We start from the raw sequence: 24,339 nt of genomic DNA on the forward strand, positions 1-24,339 counted from the left end.
CAAATAGAAACTACTAAGGGGGGAAGCTGATTAAGCGTCCGCATGTCAAACAACATGAAAAATATTGAATTTGAAAAGCCAGCCTATTCTGACTGGCAAGATGCAGCAATCAAAGCTTTAAAAGGGAAACCATTTGAGTCTCTATTCACAAAAACAAATGAGGGTGTTACACTACAGCCAATTTACACACAGGAAAGTTTAGTAACAAAGCTTGGCGATGAACTTGACCGACAAGTTGCCACAATCCGTTCCCTACAAGATAATCAAGCATTTCAAGTGGCTCAGCAAGTTCATGCTGATACAAGTGAAGCATTTTTTGCACAGCTTGAGGACAGTTTAGCTCGAGGTAATGAAGTTATTACAATTGATAGCCGTGTTAATTTTGACTGGACAGAAGATGTATTGGTCAAATTAGCATCATATTTCTCAGAATATTCATTTAAAATTACTATTGAAGATACAAAAGACCCACTATTAACAGTATTTGATAAAATTGAAGTGGACCAGCGGGGAGCTGTGAAAGGTTTCATCGTTTCGAACCACCCAATCTCTTTAAACGCATTTCCGAGCGTGCGCTCAGTCGGCGCAAACACAGTCATTTATCATAATGAAGGTGCCAATGCAGTTCAAGAATTAGCCTATGCACTTGCATTAGCAGCAAAATTTGTGGATCAGGAAGAAAGCTTTGAAGCATTCTCGAAGAAGTTTTTTGTATCCTTTGCTGTCGATACACAATTCTTTACAGAAATTGCAAAACTCCGTGCTTTTAAAGTACTTTGGAAAGCGTTCTCATCCGCATATGGTGTTACAGACAATGTAAAAATACCGACAGTTGCTGAAACATCATTGAGAAGCTTCTCTAAATTGGATGTATATGTGAATCTTTTACGTTCTTCCAATGAAGCGCTTTCTGGTTTAATCGGTGGTGCTGATCTCTTTACGGTTCATCCACATGATGTGTTAACAAAGCCTACAGAACAATCAGTACGTATTGCTCGTAATGTGTCATTAATTTTAAAAGAAGAAACAAATGTCTTAAAGGTAATAGATCCTGCAGGTGGTTCTTACTTTATCGAGTCATTAACGGCAGACTTTGTCAAAGAAGCATGGGCGTTATTCTTAGAAATAGAGGCAGCTGGCGGTATTGATGAATACACAGCATCTGGCAAACTTGCAGAAGAAGTGGAAAAATCCTATCAATCTCGTATTCAAGCCACACAAATTCGAAAGCAATCATTGATTGGAACAAATATTTATGCCAATCCAGCAGATGCACTGGAAGGTGAAACAAATCCGGTGTTTGCTAGCATCAAACGAAGTGCTATCCCATTTGAAAAGCTACGTGCAGAAATGACAGCAGCTGGTGTGAAAACGGGTATTTTAGCATTAGGTACGTTAAAAAGCTCTAAACCAAGAGCAGATTTTGTTGCTGGTTTCTTAAATACAGTTGGTCTTGTTCCAGAAAAAAGCGAACCAGTGGCAACTGTTGAAGAGGCAGTAGCATGGCTAAAGGCAACAGAGGCAAAATATGTTGTAATTGCAGGTAATGATGATGATTCAAAGGAACTTGTACATGCCATCTTAGCTAATAAACCAGCGGATGTGTTTGTGGATGTTGCTGGTAAATTTAAAGACGAAGAAGAAGCTTGGTTAGCAAATGGTTTGAACGGCTTTATTTTCGCGGGACAGAACATCATTGAAAAATTACAGTCAGTGTTTGCGAGCATGAAGGAGGTCCAATGATGAGCAAGCCAAATTTTAATGCAGTAGAAATAGAAAAAGTTTTAACAGCTAATACACCTCAAGCGTCTGACGACAAGTTTATGACAAATGAAGGCATTGAAATAAAAGATATTTATACAAAAGATGATATCAAAGATGCTAAACATTTAAATGATGTAGCAGGTATTGCGCCAAATACACGTGGACCATACCCTACCATGTATGTAGCTCGCCCTTGGACTGTTCGTCAATATGCTGGTTTCTCAACAGCTGAAGAATCCAATGCCTTTTACAAACGAAATCTTGCTATGGGACAAAAGGGTTTATCTGTAGCGTTTGACCTAGCCACTCACCGAGGCTATGACTCCGATCATCCACGTGTAACAGGGGATGTAGGGAAAGCTGGTGTTGCCATCGACTCTGTCGAGGATATGAAAATTCTGTTTGATCAAATCCCGTTAGATCAAATGTCCGTTTCTATGACGATGAATGGTGCGGTACTACCTGTTCTCGCTTTCTATATTGTGGCAGCAGAGGAGCAAGGGGTAACACCAGAAAAATTAGCAGGAACGATTCAAAATGATATTTTAAAAGAATATATGGTGCGTAATACATATATTTACCCACCTACTATGTCGATGAAAATCATTGCAGATATTTTTGAATATACAGCGAAGTTTATGCCGAAATTTAACTCTATTTCGATTTCTGGCTACCATATTCAAGAAGCGGGCGCAACAAATGACATTGAGCTTGCCTATACGTTAGCGGATGGTTTGGAATATGTCCGTACAGGATTGAAAGCAGGGATTGATATCGATGCCTTTGCGCCACGTTTATCGTTCTTCTGGGCAATTGGCATGAATTATTACATGGAAGTTGCTAAAATGCGCGCAGCACGTCGTATTTGGGCTCAGATGATGTCAACGTTTAATCCGAAAAATCCGAAAACATTAGCATTACGTACCCATTCACAAACATCCGGCTGGTCATTAACGGAGCAAGATCCATTTAATAATGTAGCCCGTACTTTAATCGAAGCGAATGCGTCTTCGATGGGACATACGCAATCACTTCATACGAATGCGCTGGATGAAGCTATTGCACTACCAACTGATTTCTCTGCACGTATCGCACGTAATACACAGTTATTTTTACAAGAGGAAACGGCAATGACGAAAGTGATTGATCCATGGGGTGGTTCGTACTACGTGGAGAAGTTAACAGAAGAAATCACAAAATCTGCTTGGGCATTAATCGAAGAGATTGAAGAACTTGGAGGTATGGCGAAAGCAATTGAAACGGGACTTCCAAAAATGAAGGTTGAAGAAGCAGCAGCTAAACGCCAAGCGAAAATTGACTCCAAAACAGAAACTATTGTTGGTGTGAATAAATATCGCCTAGCAAAAGAAGAGCCAATTGACATTCTAGATATTGACAATACAATTGTGCGACAAAAACAAATTGAGCGTTTAGAAGCGATGAAAGCTGCACGTGATGAAGCTGAGGTTCAAAAACATTTAGCCCGTTTAACGAAAGCTGCACAAGATGGCGAAGAAAACTTGCTAGCTATAGCAGTTGATGCAGCTCGTGCTCGTGCCTCTTTAGGTGAAATTTCAGATGCAATCGAAGCGGTTTCGGGAAGACACAAGGCCGTGATTCGTTCTATTTCTGGTGTTTACTCTGCCAACTTCTCTGATGAGGAACAAATTACGGAAGTGAAACAGATGACTGAAGAATTCCTTGAAAACGAAGGCCGTCGCCCACGTATTTTAGTAGCCAAAATGGGACAAGATGGACATGACCGCGGTGCCAAGGTTGTCGCAACAGGCTATGCTGATTTAGGTTTTGACGTAGATATTTCACCATTATTTATGACGCCAGCTGAGGCAGCACAAATGGCTGTTGAAAACGATGTTCATGTAATCGGTGTCTCATCTTTAGCAGCTGGTCATAAAACATTAGTGCCAGAATTAATCGCAGAGTTAGAAAAATTAGGTCGTGAAGATATTATCATAATTGTGGGTGGCGTAATACCAGCACAAGATTATGATTTCCTTTACAATGCTGGCGCAGTAGCTATTTTTGGACCAGGTACTGTGATTCCAGTATCCGCACAGAAAATTATTGAAGAAATCTACAAACGTTTAGGCTATGAGGAAGTGTCTGAATAATGGACAACAACAAAGGAATGGAAAAAAGTGCGCTATTTGTGATGGACGGAGTTGAGGCAACTCACGACGGTATGCAATATGGTACACCTAAAAAATTCCGGAAGAAAAAAGCTGACAATGTTAATATTCGAGAGCTTGCGCAACAAGTACGTGCGGGCTCTCGCACACATTTGTCAAAAGCGATTACCCTCATTGAAAGCTCAAATGCTACTCATAAAGTGCAAGCACAAGAGCTTTTACAAGAGCTTCTACCGCATACAGGAAATAGTATTCGAATCGGTATTACAGGTGTTCCCGGAGCAGGGAAGAGCTCATTCATTGAGGCTTTCGGAACAATGCTTTGCGATATGGGAAAACGCGTAGCAGTCCTTGCGATTGACCCAAGCTCTTCTTTATCAGGGGGGAGCATATTAGGTGATAAAACACGCATGGAGGAGCTCGTCAAGAAGCCCACTGCCTTTGTACGACCTTCACCATCAGCCGGTACCCTAGGGGGTGTTCACAAAAAGACACGTGAAACGATGTTAGTTTGTGAAGCAGCAGATTATGATGTCATTTTAATTGAAACAGTTGGTGTCGGACAAAGTGAAACCTATGTCCGTGGCATGGTTGATTTCTTCTTGTTACTTGTTTTAACGGGTGCAGGAGATGAATTGCAGGGCATGAAAAAGGGCATTATGGAGTTAGCCGATGCAATTGTTGTGCATAAAGCGGATGGTGATAATGTGCGACTTGCCAAAAAAACCGTTGCAGAGTATAAACAGATTTTGCATTTTTTACAGCCTGCCACACCCGGCTGGATGTCAACTGCAATGCCTGTTAGCTCATTGGAAAAAAGAGGACTCGATAAGGTTTGGGGAACCATAGAAGAATTTAAACAAATTGTTGAAACAAATAGTTATTGGGCTACTCGACGTCAAAATCAAACAAAAGAGTGGTTCCAATCCATGATTACCGATCATTTAATAGACATGTTTTATGGAAATTCACAACGTAAAGCACATGTACAGCTGTTGGAACGTCAAATTTTAAGTGGACAGTTGACTGTTACGCAAGGTGTAGATCGTTTATTTAGTGAAGCACAGGTAGACAAGTAAGCTTGTCTGATGAAAAGCTTCATCAATTCAAATGACATACTATGAGCAAGTGGGTGCACAAATTCGTTGCAAACTGCTATGATAAGAGATGTATGAGCGTCATATACCTACTATATTAAGCTGAATTGACGCGATTTGAAAGGAGCTATCGCTATATGAATATGGATTACGATTTATTTATGCAGGAAATTTTAAAAACAGCACGTGCTGAAATTGAGACAGCTGGTTACGAACAGCTAAAAACACCAGAGGCCGTTGAGGAGGCATTTGCTCGTCCAGGTATAACATTAGTTATGGTGAACTCAGTATGTGGTTGTGCGGGTGGTATTGCTCGTCCAGCAGCAGCACAATGTGTACATTATGATAAACGTCCTGATCATTTGGTAACAGTATTTGCAGGGCAAGATAAAGAAGCTACTGCAGCAGCACGTTATCATTTTGGGGAAGATCACCTACCTTCTTCACCATCATTCGTACTATTAAAAGATGGACAAGTAGTTGCTGAAGTGGGTCGTTATGAAATTGAAGGACATGACCCAATGTCAGTCGTGACAAACTTACAAGCAAACTTTGAAGAATATTGTGACGAACTTTAATTCAATTCTTGCATAAGAACAATCCTTTATAACTAAGTAGAAAAGCCTCATAGAAGATCAATCTATGTAGGCTTCCTACTTATTATCATGTATAGATAGTTCAACATTAAAATTTTTGCAATATTGGCTAAATAATTAGCGATATTGGGTGAAGAGTACTAAAAGATGGGAGGCAGTCGGCCTGAAGAAATTTTCAATCGGCTATCGAACTTTAAAAACAGCAATTGGTGCAGCCATCGCGATTGCCATTGCTCAATATTTTGATTTAGCCTCGTATGCATCTGCTGGTATTTTAACGATATTATGTGTACAGCCAACGAAGAAGAAATCTATTCATGCAGCATATACACGATTGGTTGCAAGTATAGTGGCTATGATTTTTGCTTTTATGAGCTTTGAGCTTTTTTCCTACCAGCCACTTACATTAGCAGGTATGCTAATACTCTTTATCCCAACGATTGTGTCTTTAAAGGTTGCAGACGGATTTATTTCTAGTGTCGTGATTATTATGCATATTTACGCCGCTAAAAGTTTTTCGATGGAACTTGTTTATAATGAATTAGCGTTAATGGTTATCGGATACGGAACAGGTATAGCCATTAATATGTATATGCCAGACATTCAAAAGGAATTAAATTACTATAGAGTTAAAATAGAGGAGCTATATAGCAAGATATTTTTAGAAATTGCAAGCTATTTAAGGCAAGGAGATACATTATGGGATGGGTATGAAATCATTGAAGCAATAAGAACATTAGATGATGCAAAGTCCTTGGCATTTAAAGATGTTGAAAACCATTTTACGAGACGTAAAAATGATTACTATATGTATTTCGATATGCGAGAAAAGCAGCTAGAAATTATCGAAAGAGTATTACCGAAAATTACAACTTTACCTGTTATAGTACAAGAGGCTGAAATTGTGGCAGATTTTTTACAAGACCTTGGTGGACATGTTCATTCTGGAAATACAGCACGACATTATCGGGAAAAGCTAGAACAAGTGAAACATGACTTCTCTCAGCTACCATTACCGCAAAACCATGAGCAATTTATCGCTCAAGCCGCACTCTATCAGTTTATCGAGGAAATGGACAGGTATTTAGAAATAAAGCAATCATTTAAGGGTTTAAAGGTTAAAAAAGAGCGCCCACAGTAGTGTGGACGCTACGATCTTCCCTTAAACTAGCATTGATAATCCGAATGCTAGAGATGAGATTAGCATGATTGCTACCATAGTATAAACAACGATCTTTTGAAACTTTTTATTACTCATATGCTCGTTCGCTCCTTCTTTTCTTATAAATAGTTTATCAAATCTGAAAAATTTCTCAAGTAGTAGAGTTTTGACAAAAAAGTCTGTAAAATAGAGTATGTACCATAACAGAAGGAGATGTCACCATGGAGAAGATAGATCATATTGGGATTGCGGTGCGCGATCTTGATGAACGCATTACATATTATACAGAAACTTTAGGTTTAAAGTTGTTGAAAGTGGAAGAAGTAGAATCTCAACAAGTTCGTGTTGCATTTATTGACGCAGGCAACGTGAAATTGGAGCTATTAGAACCAATGAGTGAAAAAAGTGCCATTCATGGATTTATTGAAAAACGTGGAGAAGGTATTCACCATGTTGCTTTCGGTGTGACAGGTATTCGCGATCGTATGGCAGAGCTTCGAGAAAAAGGTGTACGTCTTTTATCGGAAGAGCCAGGACCTGGTGCTGGAGGTGCAGAGGTTGCGTTCATGCATCCTAAATCTTCGTTCGGGGTGTTATATGAATTATGTGATAAAAGTGGAAAAGGGGATAAGTGATTAATATGGATATGTTCGACAAAATCAATGACTTGTATGATCGTAAGACGGTAATTGAACTTGGTGGTGGCTATGAGCGCATCGAAAAACAACATGAAAAAGGGAAATTAACAGCTCGCGAGCGTATTGACTTGTTACTAGATGAAGGTACATTTTTCGAAATCAACCCATTTATTACACATCGTACTGTTGACTTCGGGATGGATAAAATGGAAGGCCCTGGTGATGGTGTTGTAACTGGTTTCGGTAAAATTAACGGACGTCCAGTATACTTATTCTCTCAAGATTTCACAGTGTTTGGCGGAGCACTTGGTGAAATGCATGCGAAAAAAATGGCGACAGTCATGGACCTTGCAGCAAAAAATGGCACACCATTTATTGGTATCAACGATTCTGGTGGCGCACGTATCCAAGAAGGTGTTCTTTCACTAGATGGCTATGGTCATATTTTCTACCGTAATGCGATTTACTCGGGTGTTATTCCGCAAATCTCCGTGATTATGGGTCCATGTGCTGGAGGAGCTGTATATTCTCCTGCAATTACAGACTTTATCTTAATGGTGGATAAAACATCTCAAATGTTTATAACAGGACCTAAAGTTATAGAAACAGTAACAGGTGAAAAAATCTCTGCTGAAGATTTAGGTGGTTCAAAAGTAAACAATGCTGTAAGTGGAAATGCCCATTTCCGTGCACCATCTGAAGAAGAAGCGATTAATGAAATTAAAAAACTATTAAGCTATTTACCACAAAACAATAAAGAAAAAGCACCTCGCCAAGCTCGACCAGAGGGGGATGACTACCGTCCTGAAATCGTGGATACGGTGCCAATTGAAACAACGCGTCCTTATGATGTGCGTAAAGTCGTAGAGCAAGTAGTGGATGAAGGTTCTTTCATGGAAGTCCATGCAGAATTTGCGAAAAACGTTGTAGTTGGTTTTGCACGTATTGCTGGTGAATCAGTTGGTCTTGTTTGTAACCAACCAAAAGTACTTGCTGGAGGATTAGACATTGATTCTTCCGATAAAGCAGCTCGTTTTATTCGTACTTGCGATGCGTACAATATCCCCATCATTACATTTGAAGACGTTTCTGGTTTCTTCCCAGGAGTTAAACAAGAACATGGTGGAATCATTCGTCATGGCGCGAAAATCCTTTATGCTTATTCAGAAGCCACTGTACCAAAAATTACAGTGATTTTACGTAAAGCTTATGGAGGCGCTTACGTTGCACTAAACTCTAAATCGATCGGTGCGGACCTTGTATTTGCTTGGCCAAATGCTGAAATTGCAGTTATGGGGGCTGCTGGAGCTGCAAACATCATTTTTGCCCGTGAAATTGCGAAATCAGATGATCCAGAAGCAACACGTGCCGCAAAAATTGAGGAATATAAAGAAAAATTTGCGAACCCATATGTTGCAGCATCTCGCGGTATGGTAGACGATGTTATCGATCCACGGGATACACGTATCAAACTGATTCAAGGTCTTGATATGTTATCAAATAAACAAGAAACACGTCCTGAGAAAAAACACGGTAATATTCCATTGTAAAAAAAGTACGAGCCTAGTAACCTTTTGTTGCTAGGCTTTTTATTTCCAAAAAATAGTATGCAATATAATCGATGATAATTGAAACGTTTTTCCTTTTCATCCGTACTGATATATAAGAGGAGTTGATATGAATGGAATGGAAGCAATTACAACAAGAGCAAGAAGAGATTCATACACAACTAAGAAAATCAGCAAGGCTAAACGAGCAAGGTCTGTTAATTGACAAGCAGATTGACCATACACAACAGGAAATCGACAAACATTCTATGACACTCAATCAAATTAGGTCAAAACTGGATAAATTAGACGGTTTCTCATTTATGAATATGATTCGTACTTGGACGGGGCAACAAGATGAATTACGGGCTGAAAAAATTGATAAAGCGGCCATTCTTGAATTAAAGATTAAAGAAGCAAAGCAAATGCAAACGGATTTAACCGAAGATAGGGTGCAAGTAACTAATAAATTAGCTCTTATTGATGACATGGCGTTACAAGGCGCACTTCAACAGATCAAGGCAAAAAAGAAAGGCTATTTACAAATTCATAATCCTGCACAGGCAGAGAAACTTGAGCATTTAGCTCAGGAGAAAATGCTAACAAAGCAACTGATGGCTGAAATCCAAGAAGCGGAGGAGGCAGGAGAGGTAGCTCTAACAAAGTTGGGGCAAGCAGCTGCTTCACTTCATTCGGCCAGCGGATACTCGACTTGGGATACATTCTTTGGTGGGGGGCTTATCGCTACACACTTAAAGCATGATGCACTTGATCAGTCCGAAAATTATTTACATAGTGCCCAAATTGCGTTGCAACGTTTTCATAATGAATTATTAGATGTTCATGAAATGTCAACAAAGTCACTACAAGTCGAAACAGATGGTTTTGTTAAATTTGCGGACTACTTCTTTGATGATATCTTTTCGGCTTGGTCGGTCCATTCTAAAATTTCAACCGCAAGAGAACAGGTTTCACGTGTCCAAGATGATGTACATAATACAATTTGGCGCTTACAAGATAAACATAATAAAGCAAATAACTATCTACAAACAATTGAACAAGAACAAGGGGCAATTTTCAATGCCTAAGTAGAGTCTGAGATTAATTTCTCAGACTTTTTATGTAGGTAGCATTGTTGAACGATTTCAACTCTTCTGAGGTTGTGCTAAAATAATACCTATACTATAACGTGGAAAAACACGTAAACTAAGGGAGTTTTACAACATGACAAGTCGTTTAGTAGAAGAATTTTTTGAGCTCGTTCAAATTGATTCAGAAACAAAATATGAACAAGAAATAGCGCCAATTTTAGTCAATAAGTTAACAGCACTCGGCTTTACAGTGAGCCAAGATGACGCACATACACGCAATGGGCATGGAGCAGGCAATATTATTGCCACATTAAAAGGGACATTGGATGTAGAACCAATCTATTTTACTTCTCATATGGATACGGTTGTTCCAGGTAAAGGCATAAAGCCATCATTACGTGAAGATGGTTATATTGTATCAGATGGAACAACGATTTTAGGTGCAGATGATAAGGCGGGCTTAGCAGCACTATTAGAAATGGTAAAACGCTTAAAAGAGCAAAATATCGCGCATGGAGATATTGAGTTTATTATTACTGCTGGTGAGGAGAGTGGTCTTGTTGGTGCCAAAGAATTGGATCCATCTATCATCAAAGCAAAATATGGCTTTGCTGTGGATAGTGATGGCAAAGTAGGAGGCATCGTGACAGCAGCACCATTCCAAGCGAAAATTTTTGCGAAGGTTATCGGTAAAACTGCCCATGCAGGGGTTGCTCCAGAAAAAGGAATCTCAGCGATTACAGTTGCTTCAAAATGTATTGCACAAATGAAGCTAGGTCGATTAGATGAAGAAACGACAGCCAATATTGGCCGTTTTGAAGGTGGACAGGCGACAAATATTGTTTGTGACGAAGTGACTATTCTAGCTGAAGCACGTTCTATTGACCAAACTAAACTAGATGCACAAACAAAGCATATGAAGGAAACATTTGAACAAGTATCTGCTTCATTAGGGGCACGAGCTGAAGTTGAAGTGAAGCTCATGTATCCAGGATTCCGTGTAACAGAATCAGACAAAGTCGTTCAAGTGGCAATGGCAGCAGCGCGTCAAATTGATCGTACACCTACACTAGGAATTTCGGGTGGAGGATCTGATGCAAATGTTATTGCAGGCTTTGGTATTCCAACCGTAAATTTATCTGTAGGCTACGAAGATATTCATACGACAAATGAAAAAATACCAGTTGAAGAATTAGAGAAATTAGCAGATTTGCTAGTTGAAATCGTTAAAGAATCAGCGAAAAAATAATAGTCTAATTTGAAGGATGTGACCGCATGGAAAGTGTAAAAGCAGTAGTTTTTGCTTGTGGTACAGAGGAATATGCAGTGCCTGTAGAGCAAGCGATTTCAATTGAAAAATTAGAGCAAGTAACACCTATTCCTCATTTACCTAACTATCTTTTAGGTTTTACAAGAATTCGTGGGGAGCTAGTGCCTGTTCTAGATTTTGAACGGATATTGTACAATCGTTCATCTAATACAGCAACTTCTCGTGTCATTGTATTGAATACAGATGTTGTTAATTATGGATTACTTGTAACTGAAGCTCGTGAAATTCTTGATTTTGATGAGTCGATACTTCAACAATTAGGTCTTGTTAATTATAGTAAAACGCGTTATTTTACAGCTGTGGCAAACCTTGAAAACAGAATGATTACGTATGTTGACCCAAAAATTCTCGTCAATTCCTTAGAGGGTATTCGTGAAATTATCAATTATTTACACAAAATGCTCGAAAATGAAAAAGAAAACGTAGAGGCTTAAGCTTCTACGTTTTTCTTATGTTCGAGTAGTAAAAATAACCTGTTTACGATTATTTGTAAAGGAGGAATCATTCAATAATTATGCATTATACCTAGAGACATACAATTGCTAACAGCGTATCATAAAGGATAAGAAAACAACTGTAAAAGGCAAACTTTACCGAAAGGGAAGGACGCAAAGCCGTGAGTCTAAACACTATTTCCAGTGTATGATCGTCAGGTTGCCAGGTTCTGTTCTAGGAGCCTAGGCGAATAGAATGGAGTTACTAAGTATGAAAAAATACGTTTCCCTGAAAGTATGGATAGCAATAGTAGTAATTATTGGAAGTGCATTAAGCGTAACCAGTGAAGAGGTAGATGCTATGGTAATAGGGGACAAGGCAACTTGGCTATGGGATACATCCATTATCATTGAGGATCAGGAAAATATCCTCTTATTTTTAGAAAACCAACATGTCAATAAAGTTTATTTGCAAATCAATCCAGACATATCCAGTGATATATATAAGCATTTTATTAGCCATGCAGCTGCTAGTGGTATACGCATTTATGCCTTAGACGGTGCTGCAAGTTGGGTTTCAGCAGAGGGCAATCAAAATCTGAACGACCTTTTTAATTGGGTATCAACATATAATAATGATTCAGCTGAATCGGAACAATTTTCTGGCGTTCACCTGGATGTAGAACCGTATTTAAATAGCGGTTGGAGCTTTGATCAAATGCAAACAATTGAATCTTATCAAGCACTTTTAATGCAAGCCAGGGAGAAAGCCAATCAAATACAACTACCTTTAGAAGTAGATATGCCATTTTGGTTTGATGACATTCATTTCAACAACTCTTTTGGAAAAGGTTTGCTAGCTGAGTGGGTAATCGATCAAGTGGATAGTGTTACAATCATGGCGTATCGAGACAAAGCAAAAGATATAATTGCCATTGTAAAACATGAACTTGCTTATGCCAAAAAGGTCAATAAATCTATAGTGGTAGGTGTGGAAACTGGAGCTTCGGAGGAAGGGGAAAATATTACCTTTTATGAGAACGGAGAAGTCTATATGAATGAACAACTTTCATTGGTTCAACAGCATTATAGAAATAATACAGCCTTTCATGGAATGGCTATTCACTATGTTGAAAATTGGATGAACATGCAACCATAAAAAAAGCCCTTCCGGTAAAAATGGAAGGGCTTTTTCGTGTCATTAAGACAGACGACCACTATAGTCTTCAAATTTAAATTCACGAATAACTTTAATGCCTTCTTCATCATTGTAAGCAACGATTGAAGGTAAGTTGACACCGTTAAACATATGATTTTTCACCATTGAATAATGGGCCATATCCGTAAATACAAGACGATCACCTGGTTTTAATGGCTGCTCAAATGAATAATCGCCAATTACATCACCAGCAAGACATGTAAGTCCACCTAGGCGATATGTGTGGGCTAATTCATTGGCTTGACCAGAACCGATAATCATTGGACGGTATGGCATTTCAAGTACGTCAGGCATATGACATGTTGCTGACGTATCTAAAATAGCAAGATCCATCCCATTTTCTTGGATATCAAGCACGGTAGCTACTAAATAACCAGTATTAAGGGCTACTGCTTCACCTGGCTCTAAATATACAAGCAGGTTATATTTTTCTTGCACATAATTAATGATGTTCACAAGCTTCTCTACATCATAATCTTCACGCGTAATATGGTGGCCACCACCAAAGTTCAACCATTTCATTTGGTGTAAAACATCACCAAATTTTTCTTCTACTACTTCAATAATACGCTCTAACGTATCTGAATTTTGTTCACACATCGCATGGAAGTGTAAGCCATCAATACCGTCAAGCTGGGATTTATCAAAGTTAGCTAAAGTTGTTCCAAGACGGGAATTCGTATAGCAAGGATCGTAAAGTGCTGTTTCAATTTCCGAGTACTCAGGATTCACACGAATACCACATTCAATTGTTTTACCAGCAGTTTTCACTTTATCCTTGAACTGAGCCCATTGGTTAAATGAGTTAAACACGACGTGATCCACATAGCCAAGAAGCTCGTCCATTTCATGTTCAATATAAGCAGGAGCATAAACGTGAACTTCTTTGCCCATTTTTTCATAGCCAAGACGTGCTTCATGCAGTGAGCTGGCTGTTATGCCTGCTAAATATTCCCCTACTAAAGGGAATGTTGAATGCATAGAGAAACCTTTAAGGGCTAATAAAATGCGGCAGCCTGTGCGATCTTGAATTGATTTTAAAAGCTCAAGATTTTTTGTTAATAATCGTTCATCCACTACATAAGAAGGGGATGGAACTTTTGAAAAATCAATTGGTTTCATCGGCTTAATTCCTTTGCATCTAAATCAAGGTCAAGTAACTCTGGGTTATGGCTTTCTTGCCATGGTAGACCCCATTTATTTAATGCATCCATAAATGGATCTGGATTGAAATCTTCTACATTCCAAACACCTGGTTTGCGCCATTCACCGTTCATGACAAGCATTGCACCAATCATAGCAGGTACGCCAGTTGTGTAAGAAATCGCTTGTGAACCAACTTCGTTATAACATTCTTCGTGGTCACATATGTTGTACACATAATACGTTTTTTCTTTGCCATCTTTTAGACCGCGAATGATACAACCGATATTTGTTTTACCTTTTGTACGTGGTCCAAGAGAAGCTGGATCTGGTAATACCGCTTTAAGGAAGTGGATTGGTTGAATCATTTGACCTTCAAATTCGATAGGTTCGATTGATGTCATGCCAACGTTTTCTAATACTTTTAAGTGTGTTAAGTATTTTTCAGAGAACGTCATCCAGAAGCGGATTTGTTTTAAACCTTTGATATTTTTCGCAAGTGATTCAAGCTCTTCATGGTATAGAAGGTAAATATCTTTTGGACCGATTTCCGGTAAGTTATAAACTTCTTTTTTCTCAAGTGGTGCAGTTTCAACCCACTTGCCTTCTTTCCAGTAACGACCATTCGCTGTAATTTCGCGAATGTTAATTTCTGGGTTGAAGTTTGTTGCGAAATGATAACCATGATCTCCCGCATTTGCATCCACGATATCGATATAGTGGATTTCATCAAATTCATGTTTTTGCGCATGAGCTGTGAAAACGCCTGTTACACCTGGATCAAAACCGCTACCAAGTAATGCAGTTAAGCCAGCTTTTTCAAACTTTTCTTTATAAGCCCATTGCCATTTATATTCAAATTTTGCCGTTTCAGGTGGCTCGTAGTTTGCAGTATCCACATAGTGCACACCTGTCGCTAAGCAAGCATCCATAATCGTTAAGTCCTGATAAGGTAGGGCAACGTTAATCACTACATCAGGTCCGAAAGCTTTTATAAGCTCAATAACCTCTTCTGTATTATCTGCGTCTACCTGTGCAGTATGAATTTTTGTTTTTCCGCCGTCTAGTTTTTCTTTTAGAGCGTCACATTTTGAAACAGTTCTACTTGCGATACAAATTTCCTCAAATACGTCCGAATTTTGAACACACTTGTGTACCACAACACTGGCAACTCCGCCAGCTCCGATAATCAATGCTTTACCCAATTGTCTACCCCCAAGTTCATAAAAGTATTGTCAAACAAGCTGATTATACAGAAATTTGATATAGTACTCAATCATTGTTTTAAAATTTTCTACAAAAACTTTTATTTTTCTACATCAATTAGACGTAATCATAAGGAATTACCTTGGGTAAAAGTAAAGAAATCCCTTTTCTACGAGGTAGCAAGGGATATCACAGCATGAAACACAAGAACTTCACTTCGATCTTTTTATTTTAAAAATCGACTTGATATTTGTTGCTTTTCATCTCCCCATACATAAAAGAAGATTACAAGTAATGTACTTAAAAATCCCATTACAAGTGCATACGTACTGAGGGCTACATGCACTTTACTTTGCATGGCATAAATGAATATAGCTCCTATTGTTAGCAAATTTCCAGTAATAAGCGATACAAAATGAAAACGTTTATTCATAGCAAGCCCTCCTAGTAGATGAATTATTTAATGAATAAATGCCTAAAAATGAAGATAGTCCACTTCAATTATCGCATAATTCAGAACTTTTATCCAACACTTTAATTTTACTAGAAAAATTAAAGATGCTTTTTTCATACATCTTTTTATAGTATGATGAGAAAATAAAAGGTAATATTCATAGATTATTACAAGAAAGGGGAGAAGATGAATCGTGAAATTACGAAATTCATTAACTTTTCAACTTGGGACAATTATCGCTGGTATTTTAGTAGTCATGCTAGGGATTACTTCGTTCGCTACATACATAACTGCCTACAATAAACTTTATGATGCTGCGGGTGTAGAGGCATATGGATGTGCCAATATTACAACCGGTTTAATTGCCCCCGAACAAATGGACAAGGCCATGCTTGGGGACCAGGCAGCTCAGGAACGTATTGGGAATGACTTAAACTGGACAACTGGACACAAAGATATTTTTCAAACACAATATATTCTATCGCTTGATGGTACATTGTTAGCGCTGGATGACCATTTAGCTGAGAAAGGTTTTGCACCTGGGGATTCTTTCTACATGGATAAAGAAGCAATTGATAGGCTATTAAAGGATAAGCATCCGACTTACTCTCAGCCTTATACATTTGCTGGCATGGATCGTTTATCAGGCTATGCCCCTATTTTCAAAGATCATGATTCGAGTAAAGAGATCATTGCCATCAGTGTTATCGATTTTGACGCCAATATTGTCAAGGAGCGTACATGGGATGTTGTGCGAAACGGCATATTAATTAGTATTTTCCCTATGCTGATCGCTTCTATCATTACTGGATTTTTAATCCGTCGAAAAGTTAAACCAATTAGTGTCCTTATTCAACAAGCAAAAGAAATTGCGAATGGCAATTTAGCAGTAACTGAAACAACGATAAACAGCAAGGATGAAGTTGAGGATTTAGCAAAAACATTAAATCGTATGGCGGCTAACTTGCAAAATATGATTATGACCATGCGTTCTACTGCTAATACACTTGCTAAAAATGCAGATGAAACCGCTTGCACCTTAAACGATATGACGAATACGATTCAAGGGGTTGCTCATAATATCGAAGAGGTAACAAGCACTGTGACGGCAGGCATGCACCATGCTGAAAATGCTACAGAGGTGCTAACTTCCTTAGCAGAAGACTTGCAAACAATCCAGCACAATGCTACTGATAGTGCAAATAATGCAAGAGAAACAATGAAACTAGCAACAGAGGGAGAAAGACTAGCAAAAGACATAAGCAATGATATGGCATCGATTCATAGTGGATCAGATGAAGTGAAACATACTGTTGAAAACTTAGTCACTTCTGCTACTAAAATACAGGCGATTACAACGTCTATTGCTGGTATTGCTTCGCAAACGAATTTACTGGCCCTGAATGCTACCATCGAGGCAGCTAGAGCAGGGGAACATGGCAAAGGCTTTGCTATTGTAGCCGAGGAAGTACGTAAACTAGCGGAGCAATCCAATGAAGAAGTTTTACAGGTTGAACAGCTTATTCAAGATATGATGAAACATGTCCAGCAAGTCATGTCTTCAACGAATGATAATACGCAATATATTGAAAAAGGCACAGAGACTGTCGGTCTGACTGCACAATCCTTAGGTAATATTTCTAACGCTGTGGCAATGACGGTTGAGGAGATTATTAACATTTCACATGCAGTGACTACTGAAAATGAAAAATCTGCTCGCATTGTTCAGATGATACAACAATTAACAGAGTCCATTAGAGACATCGAAGAAGCGACGAATCGGATTACCATAGCCGCACAGCAAACAACAGCAAGTATCGATGAGGTTGCACAAGGTTCGAATGAAACGAATCATATGGCTCATACACTAGAGCAACACGTTAAAGCGTTTAAATTAAAAGAATTATAGAAAAATTAGGACAAGTTATCTTTTGCTTGCACGGCTAAGATGGTACACTATCAATAAGATTTTTCTTTTGGCGAAGGTGAGGATTTAATGGTGGTAAAACAAATGGATGAGCAAGTTCAGCAAATTAATGACTTATTTTTAAGTGGTCAAGTAAAAGAGAGTTATCAGCTAGCAAAGGAGATACTTGCCAACCAGACAAATTTAGAAGGTGAGACCCATCAGCTTATTCAGCAACATGTTGCATTACTCGAGGCAAATGGCTATGCAAATATGCCCAAAACAACTGACGAAAAAGTGAAGCAAAGTCTGGAGCGTACAGATGGCTCGTACCCCGAACGAGACGTTCTCACAGCCTATCTCGGTACGCAAGATGATGAACAGTTTGGTAAAGTAATAGACGAACTATTAGCAGGATCCATTGAAGCTCAGGCAAATGCCTATTATACAATGGCTGAATACTACGTCCTTGCAAAAGAACATGACAAAGCAACGGTACAATATGCGGAGGCCATCAAGTTACAGCCAAACAAAGCGCTCTACTGGGGAGCTTTTGCTCAATTTCTAAATCATCATGAGGGTAGCCCTTATTTAGCACTGCGACTAATTGAGGAGGCGATACAGCTAGATGGTATGAATTCACGCTGGCACTATATTCAAGGTAATGTATTTTTACAGCTTGTGGCTGCTACGAAAAATTTAAGCTATCTACCTGCTTTAGAAGAGGCATGGGAAAGAGCTAAAAAACGCTGTACTGCAAAGCAAATAGCCTTAAAGCTGGACCTTGTGAAATCAAATGATGTGTTGATACAATGGAAAAAACAAATGCTATAAATCTAGAATCAAGACTATTAAAATATTAATAATTATTTCCTTTTTAGTATATTTATGCTATAGTAAAACTATAAACGGACGTATGAAGCTTATCGATAACATGAAAGAAGTGTTTTTTTGAGTTTATATGTAGCGTATGTATTGGTGGGACTTGCAATTGCCATGCCTGTAGGAGCTATTACAGTAGAAATGACAAAGCAAGGACTCAAAAATGGTTTTATGCACGGCTGGGCTGTAGGGCTTGGTGGCATGACCATTGACGTGGTATTAGTTTTTGCCTTGTATATGGGACTGGCCTCTATATTGGCTATGCCTATGGTACAGCTACCGATGTGGATCATTGGAGCGGGCTTTTTATTCTTTTTAGGGTATGATTCTATCAAGAATGCAGATCATGATATTACATTGGCAGGAGAAAAGGTAACTAAGTCTTTTTTTACCTCTTATTTTAATGGCTTATTGGTAGCTATTTCACCTGGTAACCTTGTTTTTTGGGTCAATGTATTCGGCGTGGTTTTAGCTAAATCTTATGGACAAGGGGAGCAAACAAACTTTTTAATTATTGCTGCTGGCGTTCTTAGTGGGATTTTACTCCACGATATCGGTTTACTAACCATTGTCTCAGTTACACGTAAAGCCATGAATCGTAAGATGATTAAAACATTTACAATTGTTGCAGGATTCTTGTTGATTGGCTTTGCTGGTTATTTTATATTTGAATTTATACAAGCAGTTAAGATTTATATATGAAAAGTGCGATCCTATAGATCGCACTTTTTTTATTTATGGCGTAACAATCGCCTGTTCTTGGATACAAGCTATAATTTCTTCTGCTACTTGATGTGCTAAAGTAAGCTCTGAAGTAAATCCTACACAGGAACAATTCATTTCACCTAAAATATAGCAATCTTCACCAATTTCATTTGTATCTAACATAAAATCGGCTGTCCAGATTAGAGGTAAATCATAGCCTCCTAATAGGTTCGTCACTTGAGGGAGTTGCGATAAAAAGTTTTCGACAAGCTCTTGCCAATCTTCTGGTTGGTCATAGCGATATTGTGCGCCGGAGAATAATGTTGCACTAAAGGCATCCTCTGTATCGGCGGGTTTTTTATGTACCACATGGACGGGATGATTGCGCAACATCAATAAGCGAATTTCACCTTCTGTAATACGGGGAAGAAATCGCATATCAATTAACATACCATTCGTTCCGGTGATATATTGCTCACAAAATGTCATAAAGTCGCCAAGTGACCAGTATTCAACATGATTATCTTTCGCTTCTGTACATTTAATTTGTGCTTCCAGAGGAACTTCAGCGAGGCCTTCGGCTAGAGGTTCTACTAATTTTACACGCCAAATACCTTCACCCGTTGAACCACGGTTTTGCTTAAGGACACGTTCTGTCAATGCCAGTGAAGTAGGAAATTGGCTTTTAAACGCTTCTATTGTGTAGTAGGCGAACGTATCATCAGGTACTAAATTTGTAGTAGTAAGCTTTGATAATACATCTTTAGAGCCGTAGCTAATCATCGCATCTGGATGTGGCATGCCAATTACGCCGACATGGCATAGTTCTCGGAGCATCGTAAAATATTCTTCCTCATGCTGTAAGTTACCAGGGTTTATACGTGATACATAGGCAGCACCATGTTCCTTTACATAGTCAAAAATCTGCTGTTTTTTTGTGACATCAAAGAAAATTACCTCTGCATCTTGCCCGCGTTGTTTTAGAGCGTCCACCATTGGCATTGTATCAGGACGATAGCCATCTGGTCCTTTATCAGTGCCACCCTCAACCTCGAAAAAAATAACTTTTTTATCCACAAAAAATACCTCCCTTTTGTCTGTCGTTTATTTTCAGTATAGTAGACAAACAAGGAGAAAAGATATATGAAATATGTAAATTTTATGTATAAATTCATATATTACAATATCGGTTATAGGAGGTATCGACTATTAAAAGTCTGAAAAATCGGAAATTAAGGTATTTCAGACTGGTTCTTCTGAAACACTGTGAGATATAGAATCATCAAAAGAATAAGCAAAGTACCTATAAACTGATAGCCACCAAAACTAATTTTTAACCACCATACACTTGTGATTACGGCCATTAATGGTTCTAGGCTTCCTAGTAAGCTTGACTCCTTAGGAGATAAATAGTGCAAACTAGCTATGTAAAACCAAAAGGCCAACATTGTGCCGAATATGACAATAAAGAGAAAATAGGCAACCGTGGAAAATGTCCAAGTAGATACATCAATAGCCCATGGTTGATGGAAAAAACTCATAAAGGTACCACCAATGATCATGGACCAGCCAACAACGAGTAATGAATGAAATTGCTGTAAAAGGGGAACGGCATATAATGTGTAAAAGGCAACAGCAAGCCCAGATAATATTCCCCAGCAGATAGCCATAAAAGGGACCGACAATGTCGAAATGGAGCCATTTGTTAATAACAAAAAAGTCCCAACAAGTGTAAGGGTAACGGCAATACCATCTTGTTTTGTCAGTGGGCTTTGCTTAGATAAAAAGTAATAGGCCATAATGAACATAGGTGCTAAATACTGTAGAAGTGTGGCTACTGCTGAATTTCCAATGGCTATAGACATCATATACGTATATTGGACAGCTAGCATACCGAGTAAACTAAACAATAGTTGTCTAAAGGCATTTTGTTTTGTCCGCCACATCACAAATATCGACCCATGACGATGAGTAATTTTATAGATCCCTATGAGTAATAGGCCAGACAAAAGCAGGCGACTAGAAACAAGCCATCCCACAACTATCTGCTCCTGCTGAAACAATCTTTGGGCAACGGTGCCGCCGATTCCCCAAAAACTTGCTCCAAGAATGACAAGTAAAAAACCGAGGGTACGATTTTTTTGGATGATTTGATTCATCGGTTAACATCTCCTAAACTATCAATATAAGGTGATTATAAAATGTTTTAACGACAATAAATATCGTTTTACCATCTTAAAAATATCAATATATTGAGGTGATGAGGGTGCCTTTAACACATATAAAAATTGCAAAAGATTTACAAGAGCTAACATTACATGGATCAAAAGAATTTCCGGTTGCCTTGTATGAAACGGTAATGAGGTTAGATAGTATGGATTTTATTCCGCTACATTGGCACACAGAAATTCAATTTGTTTATCTCAAAAGCGGACGTGCCAAGTATCGAATGGGAGCAGATGTTTTAGTCTTGGAAGAAGGGGAGGGATTATTCATCAATGCCTCAGAACTACATGAGGCTAAGCCTTTTCAAATTGAGCAGGCCATTATTTACTGTGTAAACGTGAACCCTATGATGATTGGAGGATATGAAGGCAGTATTTTTATGACCAAATATGTTCAACCGTATTTAACTAGTCATCGACTGCCATACGTCAAACTTACTAAGGAATTATCACAAAAAGTAGCATGTATGGCTAATTTAATGCGAGAGCAAGATGCATTTTATGAGATGAAAGTTTGGAGAGAGCTATTATCCATTTGGCAATCGATGTTAGCACAATCCTTACTGCCTGAAGAGATGACGGACCCCTCTAACATTGTGCAACACGAACGGGCAAAAGCTATGCTGGATTTTTTACATGCACACTATCAGCAGAAAATAGCATTAGAAGATTTATCAAAGCATGTGTATTTAAGCCGTACTGAATGCAGTAGTTATTTTAAGAAAATTGTTGGGATGACGCCATTTAGCTATTTATTACAATACCGACTTCGCAAAAGTATAGAACTACTGAGGGATGACGAGCAAACCGTCACGATTATTGCTGCCAATACAGGATTTAGTACAGTCAGTTACTATATAGAAAAATTCAAAGAATATACAGGCTACTCCCCACATGTTTATCGCAAGAAATTTTTATAAAGATGAAACTGTGAAGAATCATTGAACATAAATGGAAAAAATATAATCTTTTATGCCTGTAATATATACATGATTCACCATTTACAATAAAGTGAAGTTAATAGCATGTAGGGGGCGAAAAGAATGATGATTTTAGGGAAAAAGCAAAATATATGGCTAGCTTTTTTATTCATGGTGTTGGTCAGCAATTATACGCTTTATAATACGGGGCTTGGTTCGTCCATCTTGCCAATAGAAACAAATGGAGTTGTCTTAGGTTCCCTTATTGATTTAGTAGTCATCGTACCTGTATTATGGATGCTTTATAAAGGGAAGTTTTCATTAAAGCAGGCAATATTTTTAGCTGCATTTGGCTGTATTGCCGCACGTTTTATCATTCCTTTAGAGCATTTACAGCCATTTGTAGCAGTAACGTGGGCAGGCTTTGCAATTGAAGCCATTCTTATTTTATTAGAAATTTTCCTAGTTGCCACACTTGTACGTTACCTGCCAAGAATTCTAGACGATGTTCGTGCAAGCTCATTACCCGATTTATTTTCATTTTCACAAGCAGTGGAAAAACAAATACCGAAGCATCCTGTCATTCAAATGATTTGTTCGGATTTACTTGTCCTGTATTATGGGTTTGCTAGCTGGAAAAGACAAGAACGCCCCGGACTCACTTTGCATAAAAATTCAAGCTATATCGCTTTTCAACTCATGATTATCCACGGTATTGCTATTGAAACGATTGGCATTCACTGGTGGCTACATGAAAAATCCATGATCCTTTCCATTGTCTTGCTTATTTTTAATATTTATTCCGTAATCTTCTTTATTGCAGATATGCAAGCTATTCGATTAAATCCTGTATACGTAACAGACGATACAATATATGTTTCGCTAGGTTTAATGAAACGCACAGAAATCCATTTTGATAAAATTGAAGAGATAATAGATGACAAGGAACAGTTAGAACGGAAATTATCAAAAGATACGATAGATTTCGTGGCACGTGATTTTGGTGAAGCTTATCCTCAAGTCATTTTAAAAATGAAAGAGCCAGTGGAAGTGACCTTTATGTTAGGTATTAAAAAGCGCTATAACCAAGTAGCTATTAAAGTTGACCAGTCACAAGAATTTAAACAAATGCTTCAACTAAGAATGTCAAAGCAACTTGCATAATAATAAAAATAGCCAACGTTTTGAATAAAAACGTTGGCTATTTTTATTTAATTAAGGTCTGCGACTGCATTTAAAATATCATCGCGGATTGCTTCCCAAAATTGCAGTTGAACCGAATCACAATACGTATAAAGCTCTTTATGCTGAATGTGATCGTATAGAGCGGCAATTTCTTCTTGATGAAAGTACAATCGATGGTTTAAGGTCGCTCGTTCTTCCTCCAGACAAAATAATTTATAAATATCAGCTAGGCGCTCCAGCTTCGTTAATTTTTGTGTCATAGCTTCATATTGCTTTTGATGAAAGCGCCCTACTGCAGTAGTCATCGAAATTCTCGCACGATGTTCCGCTTGTAAAGTACGACATTCCTCCTGACGGATAGCTACACGATACCAAAATTCATAGCGAATTGGTAATTCTTTTAGTTCATAGGTAAGTAATGATTTTAAAATTAAATGCACTTGTTCATATGTATCGATGTTTTTTTCTGCGTCTTTAAAAATCCCAAACATACGACCACCCCCATATAGTGTAATACTACAAAACTGGATGAAACTCCTTTCATTCATGGAGTAACCCTACATTTATTTTATGAAAAAGCAGTTTCAATTAGTGCATTCCTTGAATGATCTAGTTTTTTATGAAGTTATCACAAGATTTGCTATTTTTGTCCGAATTTCTGAGAAATTAAAGAATAGGCATTTAC

General features: G+C 38.3%; 23 protein-coding genes and 1 riboswitch. Of the genes, 16 read left to right on the plus strand and 7 right to left on the minus strand.

The window, feature by feature from the left end:
* Window positions 1-42 precede the first annotated feature (42 nt).
* The 5 genes from AO843_RS07340 to AO843_RS07360 all read left to right on the plus strand — a co-directional run bounded on the left by AO843_RS07340 (window position 43) and on the right by AO843_RS07360 (window position 6,748).
* Window positions 43-1,743 (plus strand): methylmalonyl-CoA mutase family protein, encoded by a 1,701-nt coding sequence (locus AO843_RS07340; RefSeq protein WP_054610473.1) that lies wholly within the window; start codon window positions 43-45, stop codon window positions 1,741-1,743.
* Window positions 1,743-3,896, plus strand: coding sequence for a methylmalonyl-CoA mutase (gene scpA, locus AO843_RS07345; protein WP_054610474.1), 2,154 nt, complete (start codon window positions 1,743-1,745; stop codon window positions 3,894-3,896). Before AO843_RS07340 ends, scpA begins: the two co-directional genes overlap by 1 nt.
* Window positions 3,896-4,993, plus strand: coding sequence for a methylmalonyl Co-A mutase-associated GTPase MeaB (gene meaB, locus AO843_RS07350; protein WP_054610475.1), 1,098 nt, complete (start codon window positions 3,896-3,898; stop codon window positions 4,991-4,993). Before scpA ends, meaB begins: the two co-directional genes overlap by 1 nt.
* 155 nt (window positions 4,994-5,148) lie before the next feature.
* Complete coding sequence (locus tag AO843_RS07355; RefSeq protein ID WP_054610476.1) at window positions 5,149-5,589, plus strand: BrxA/BrxB family bacilliredoxin; 441 nt, start codon at window positions 5,149-5,151, stop codon at window positions 5,587-5,589.
* Window positions 5,590-5,737: 148 nt separating this feature from the next.
* Window positions 5,738-6,748 carry an aromatic acid exporter family protein gene (locus AO843_RS07360; protein ID WP_082389410.1) on the plus strand — a complete coding sequence of 337 codons (1,011 nt, stop codon included), beginning with the start codon at window positions 5,738-5,740 and terminating at the stop codon, window positions 6,746-6,748.
* A gap of 21 nt (window positions 6,749-6,769) precedes the next feature.
* On the opposite strand, the gene prli42 is transcribed toward AO843_RS07360, so the two are convergent.
* Entirely contained in the window at window positions 6,770-6,865 is a 96-nt protein-coding gene (gene prli42, locus AO843_RS24500) for a stressosome-associated protein Prli42 (protein WP_150907189.1), read from the minus strand.
* 125 nt (window positions 6,866-6,990) lie between these two features.
* Between prli42 and mce the strand changes: the two genes are divergently transcribed.
* The 6 genes from mce (at window position 6,991) to AO843_RS07390 (ending at window position 12,968) form a co-directional block, all read left to right on the plus strand.
* Window positions 6,991-7,404: a methylmalonyl-CoA epimerase gene (gene mce, locus AO843_RS07365; protein ID WP_054610477.1), complete on the plus strand. Its 414-nt coding sequence runs from the start codon at window positions 6,991-6,993 to the stop codon at window positions 7,402-7,404.
* Window positions 7,405-7,409: 5 nt separating this feature from the next.
* Window positions 7,410-8,957, plus strand: coding sequence for an acyl-CoA carboxylase subunit beta (locus AO843_RS07370; RefSeq protein ID WP_054610478.1), 1,548 nt, complete (start codon window positions 7,410-7,412; stop codon window positions 8,955-8,957).
* A gap of 131 nt (window positions 8,958-9,088) precedes the next feature.
* Window positions 9,089-10,042 carry a hypothetical protein gene (locus AO843_RS07375; protein ID WP_054610479.1) on the plus strand — a complete coding sequence of 318 codons (954 nt, stop codon included), beginning with the start codon at window positions 9,089-9,091 and terminating at the stop codon, window positions 10,040-10,042.
* A gap of 136 nt (window positions 10,043-10,178) precedes the next feature.
* Complete coding sequence (locus tag AO843_RS07380) at window positions 10,179-11,294, plus strand: M20/M25/M40 family metallo-hydrolase (protein WP_054610480.1); 1,116 nt, start codon at window positions 10,179-10,181, stop codon at window positions 11,292-11,294.
* 26 nt (window positions 11,295-11,320) lie between these two features.
* Window positions 11,321-11,809: a chemotaxis protein CheW gene (locus tag AO843_RS07385; RefSeq protein WP_054610481.1), complete on the plus strand. Its 489-nt coding sequence runs from the start codon at window positions 11,321-11,323 to the stop codon at window positions 11,807-11,809.
* 138 nt (window positions 11,810-11,947) lie between these two features.
* A riboswitch (cyclic di-GMP riboswitch) is annotated at window positions 11,948-12,037 on the plus strand.
* A gap of 43 nt (window positions 12,038-12,080) precedes the next feature.
* Window positions 12,081-12,968, plus strand: a complete 888-nt coding sequence (locus tag AO843_RS07390) for an amidase (protein WP_231630095.1) — start codon at window positions 12,081-12,083, stop codon at window positions 12,966-12,968.
* A 42-nt stretch (window positions 12,969-13,010) separates the two neighbouring features.
* On the opposite strand, the gene nspC is transcribed toward AO843_RS07390, so the two are convergent.
* The 3 genes from nspC to AO843_RS07405 all read right to left on the minus strand — a co-directional run bounded on the left by nspC (window position 13,011) and on the right by AO843_RS07405 (window position 15,810).
* Window positions 13,011-14,150, minus strand: coding sequence for a carboxynorspermidine decarboxylase (gene nspC / locus AO843_RS07395; RefSeq protein ID WP_054610483.1), 1,140 nt, complete (start codon window positions 14,148-14,150; stop codon window positions 13,011-13,013).
* Window positions 14,147-15,376, minus strand: coding sequence for a saccharopine dehydrogenase family protein (locus tag AO843_RS07400; protein WP_054610484.1), 1,230 nt, complete (start codon window positions 15,374-15,376; stop codon window positions 14,147-14,149). The genes nspC and AO843_RS07400 overlap by 4 nt, the downstream gene beginning before the upstream one ends.
* A 227-nt stretch (window positions 15,377-15,603) precedes the next feature.
* Window positions 15,604-15,810 (minus strand): hypothetical protein, encoded by a 207-nt coding sequence (locus AO843_RS07405; RefSeq protein WP_054610485.1) that lies wholly within the window; start codon window positions 15,808-15,810, stop codon window positions 15,604-15,606.
* A gap of 214 nt (window positions 15,811-16,024) precedes the next feature.
* Here AO843_RS07405 and AO843_RS07410 point away from each other — a divergent pair, with 214 nt between their 5' ends.
* The 3 genes from AO843_RS07410 (at window position 16,025) to AO843_RS07420 (ending at window position 19,321) form a co-directional block, all read left to right on the plus strand.
* Window positions 16,025-17,740, plus strand: a complete 1,716-nt coding sequence (locus tag AO843_RS07410) for a methyl-accepting chemotaxis protein (RefSeq protein ID WP_054610486.1) — start codon at window positions 16,025-16,027, stop codon at window positions 17,738-17,740.
* Window positions 17,741-17,827: 87 nt separating this feature from the next.
* The gene (locus AO843_RS07415) at window positions 17,828-18,571 is read left to right on the plus strand and encodes a tetratricopeptide repeat protein (RefSeq protein ID WP_054610487.1); all 744 of its coding nucleotides are present in this window, start codon (window positions 17,828-17,830) and stop codon (window positions 18,569-18,571) included.
* A 117-nt stretch (window positions 18,572-18,688) separates the two neighbouring features.
* Complete coding sequence (locus AO843_RS07420; protein WP_054610488.1) at window positions 18,689-19,321, plus strand: LysE family translocator; 633 nt, start codon at window positions 18,689-18,691, stop codon at window positions 19,319-19,321.
* Between the two features lie 33 nt (window positions 19,322-19,354).
* Here the strand turns inward: AO843_RS07420 and AO843_RS07425 are convergent, their stop codons facing one another.
* Together AO843_RS07425 and AO843_RS07430 are read right to left on the minus strand one after the other, a co-directional pair.
* Window positions 19,355-20,401, minus strand: a complete 1,047-nt coding sequence (locus AO843_RS07425) for a Cj0069 family protein (RefSeq protein ID WP_054610489.1) — start codon at window positions 20,399-20,401, stop codon at window positions 19,355-19,357.
* Between the two features lie 155 nt (window positions 20,402-20,556).
* On the minus strand, window positions 20,557-21,483 hold the full coding sequence (locus AO843_RS07430; RefSeq protein WP_054610490.1) for a DMT family transporter: 927 nt from the start codon (window positions 21,481-21,483) through the stop codon (window positions 20,557-20,559).
* 101 nt (window positions 21,484-21,584) lie between these two features.
* Here AO843_RS07430 and AO843_RS07435 point away from each other — a divergent pair, with 101 nt between their 5' ends.
* Window positions 21,585-22,469 (plus strand): AraC family transcriptional regulator, encoded by an 885-nt coding sequence (locus AO843_RS07435; protein WP_231630096.1) that lies wholly within the window; start codon window positions 21,585-21,587, stop codon window positions 22,467-22,469.
* A 123-nt stretch (window positions 22,470-22,592) separates the two neighbouring features.
* Complete coding sequence (locus AO843_RS07440) at window positions 22,593-23,633, plus strand: hypothetical protein (protein ID WP_054610492.1); 1,041 nt, start codon at window positions 22,593-22,595, stop codon at window positions 23,631-23,633.
* A 47-nt stretch (window positions 23,634-23,680) separates the two neighbouring features.
* On the opposite strand, the gene AO843_RS07445 is transcribed toward AO843_RS07440, so the two are convergent.
* Window positions 23,681-24,145: a hypothetical protein gene (locus AO843_RS07445; RefSeq protein ID WP_054610493.1), complete on the minus strand. Its 465-nt coding sequence runs from the start codon at window positions 24,143-24,145 to the stop codon at window positions 23,681-23,683.
* Between the last annotated feature and the right edge of the window lie 194 nt (window positions 24,146-24,339).

This window comes from Lysinibacillus sp. ZYM-1, assembly GCF_001308875.1.
GTDB lineage: Bacteria > Bacillota > Bacilli > Bacillales_A > Planococcaceae > Lysinibacillus.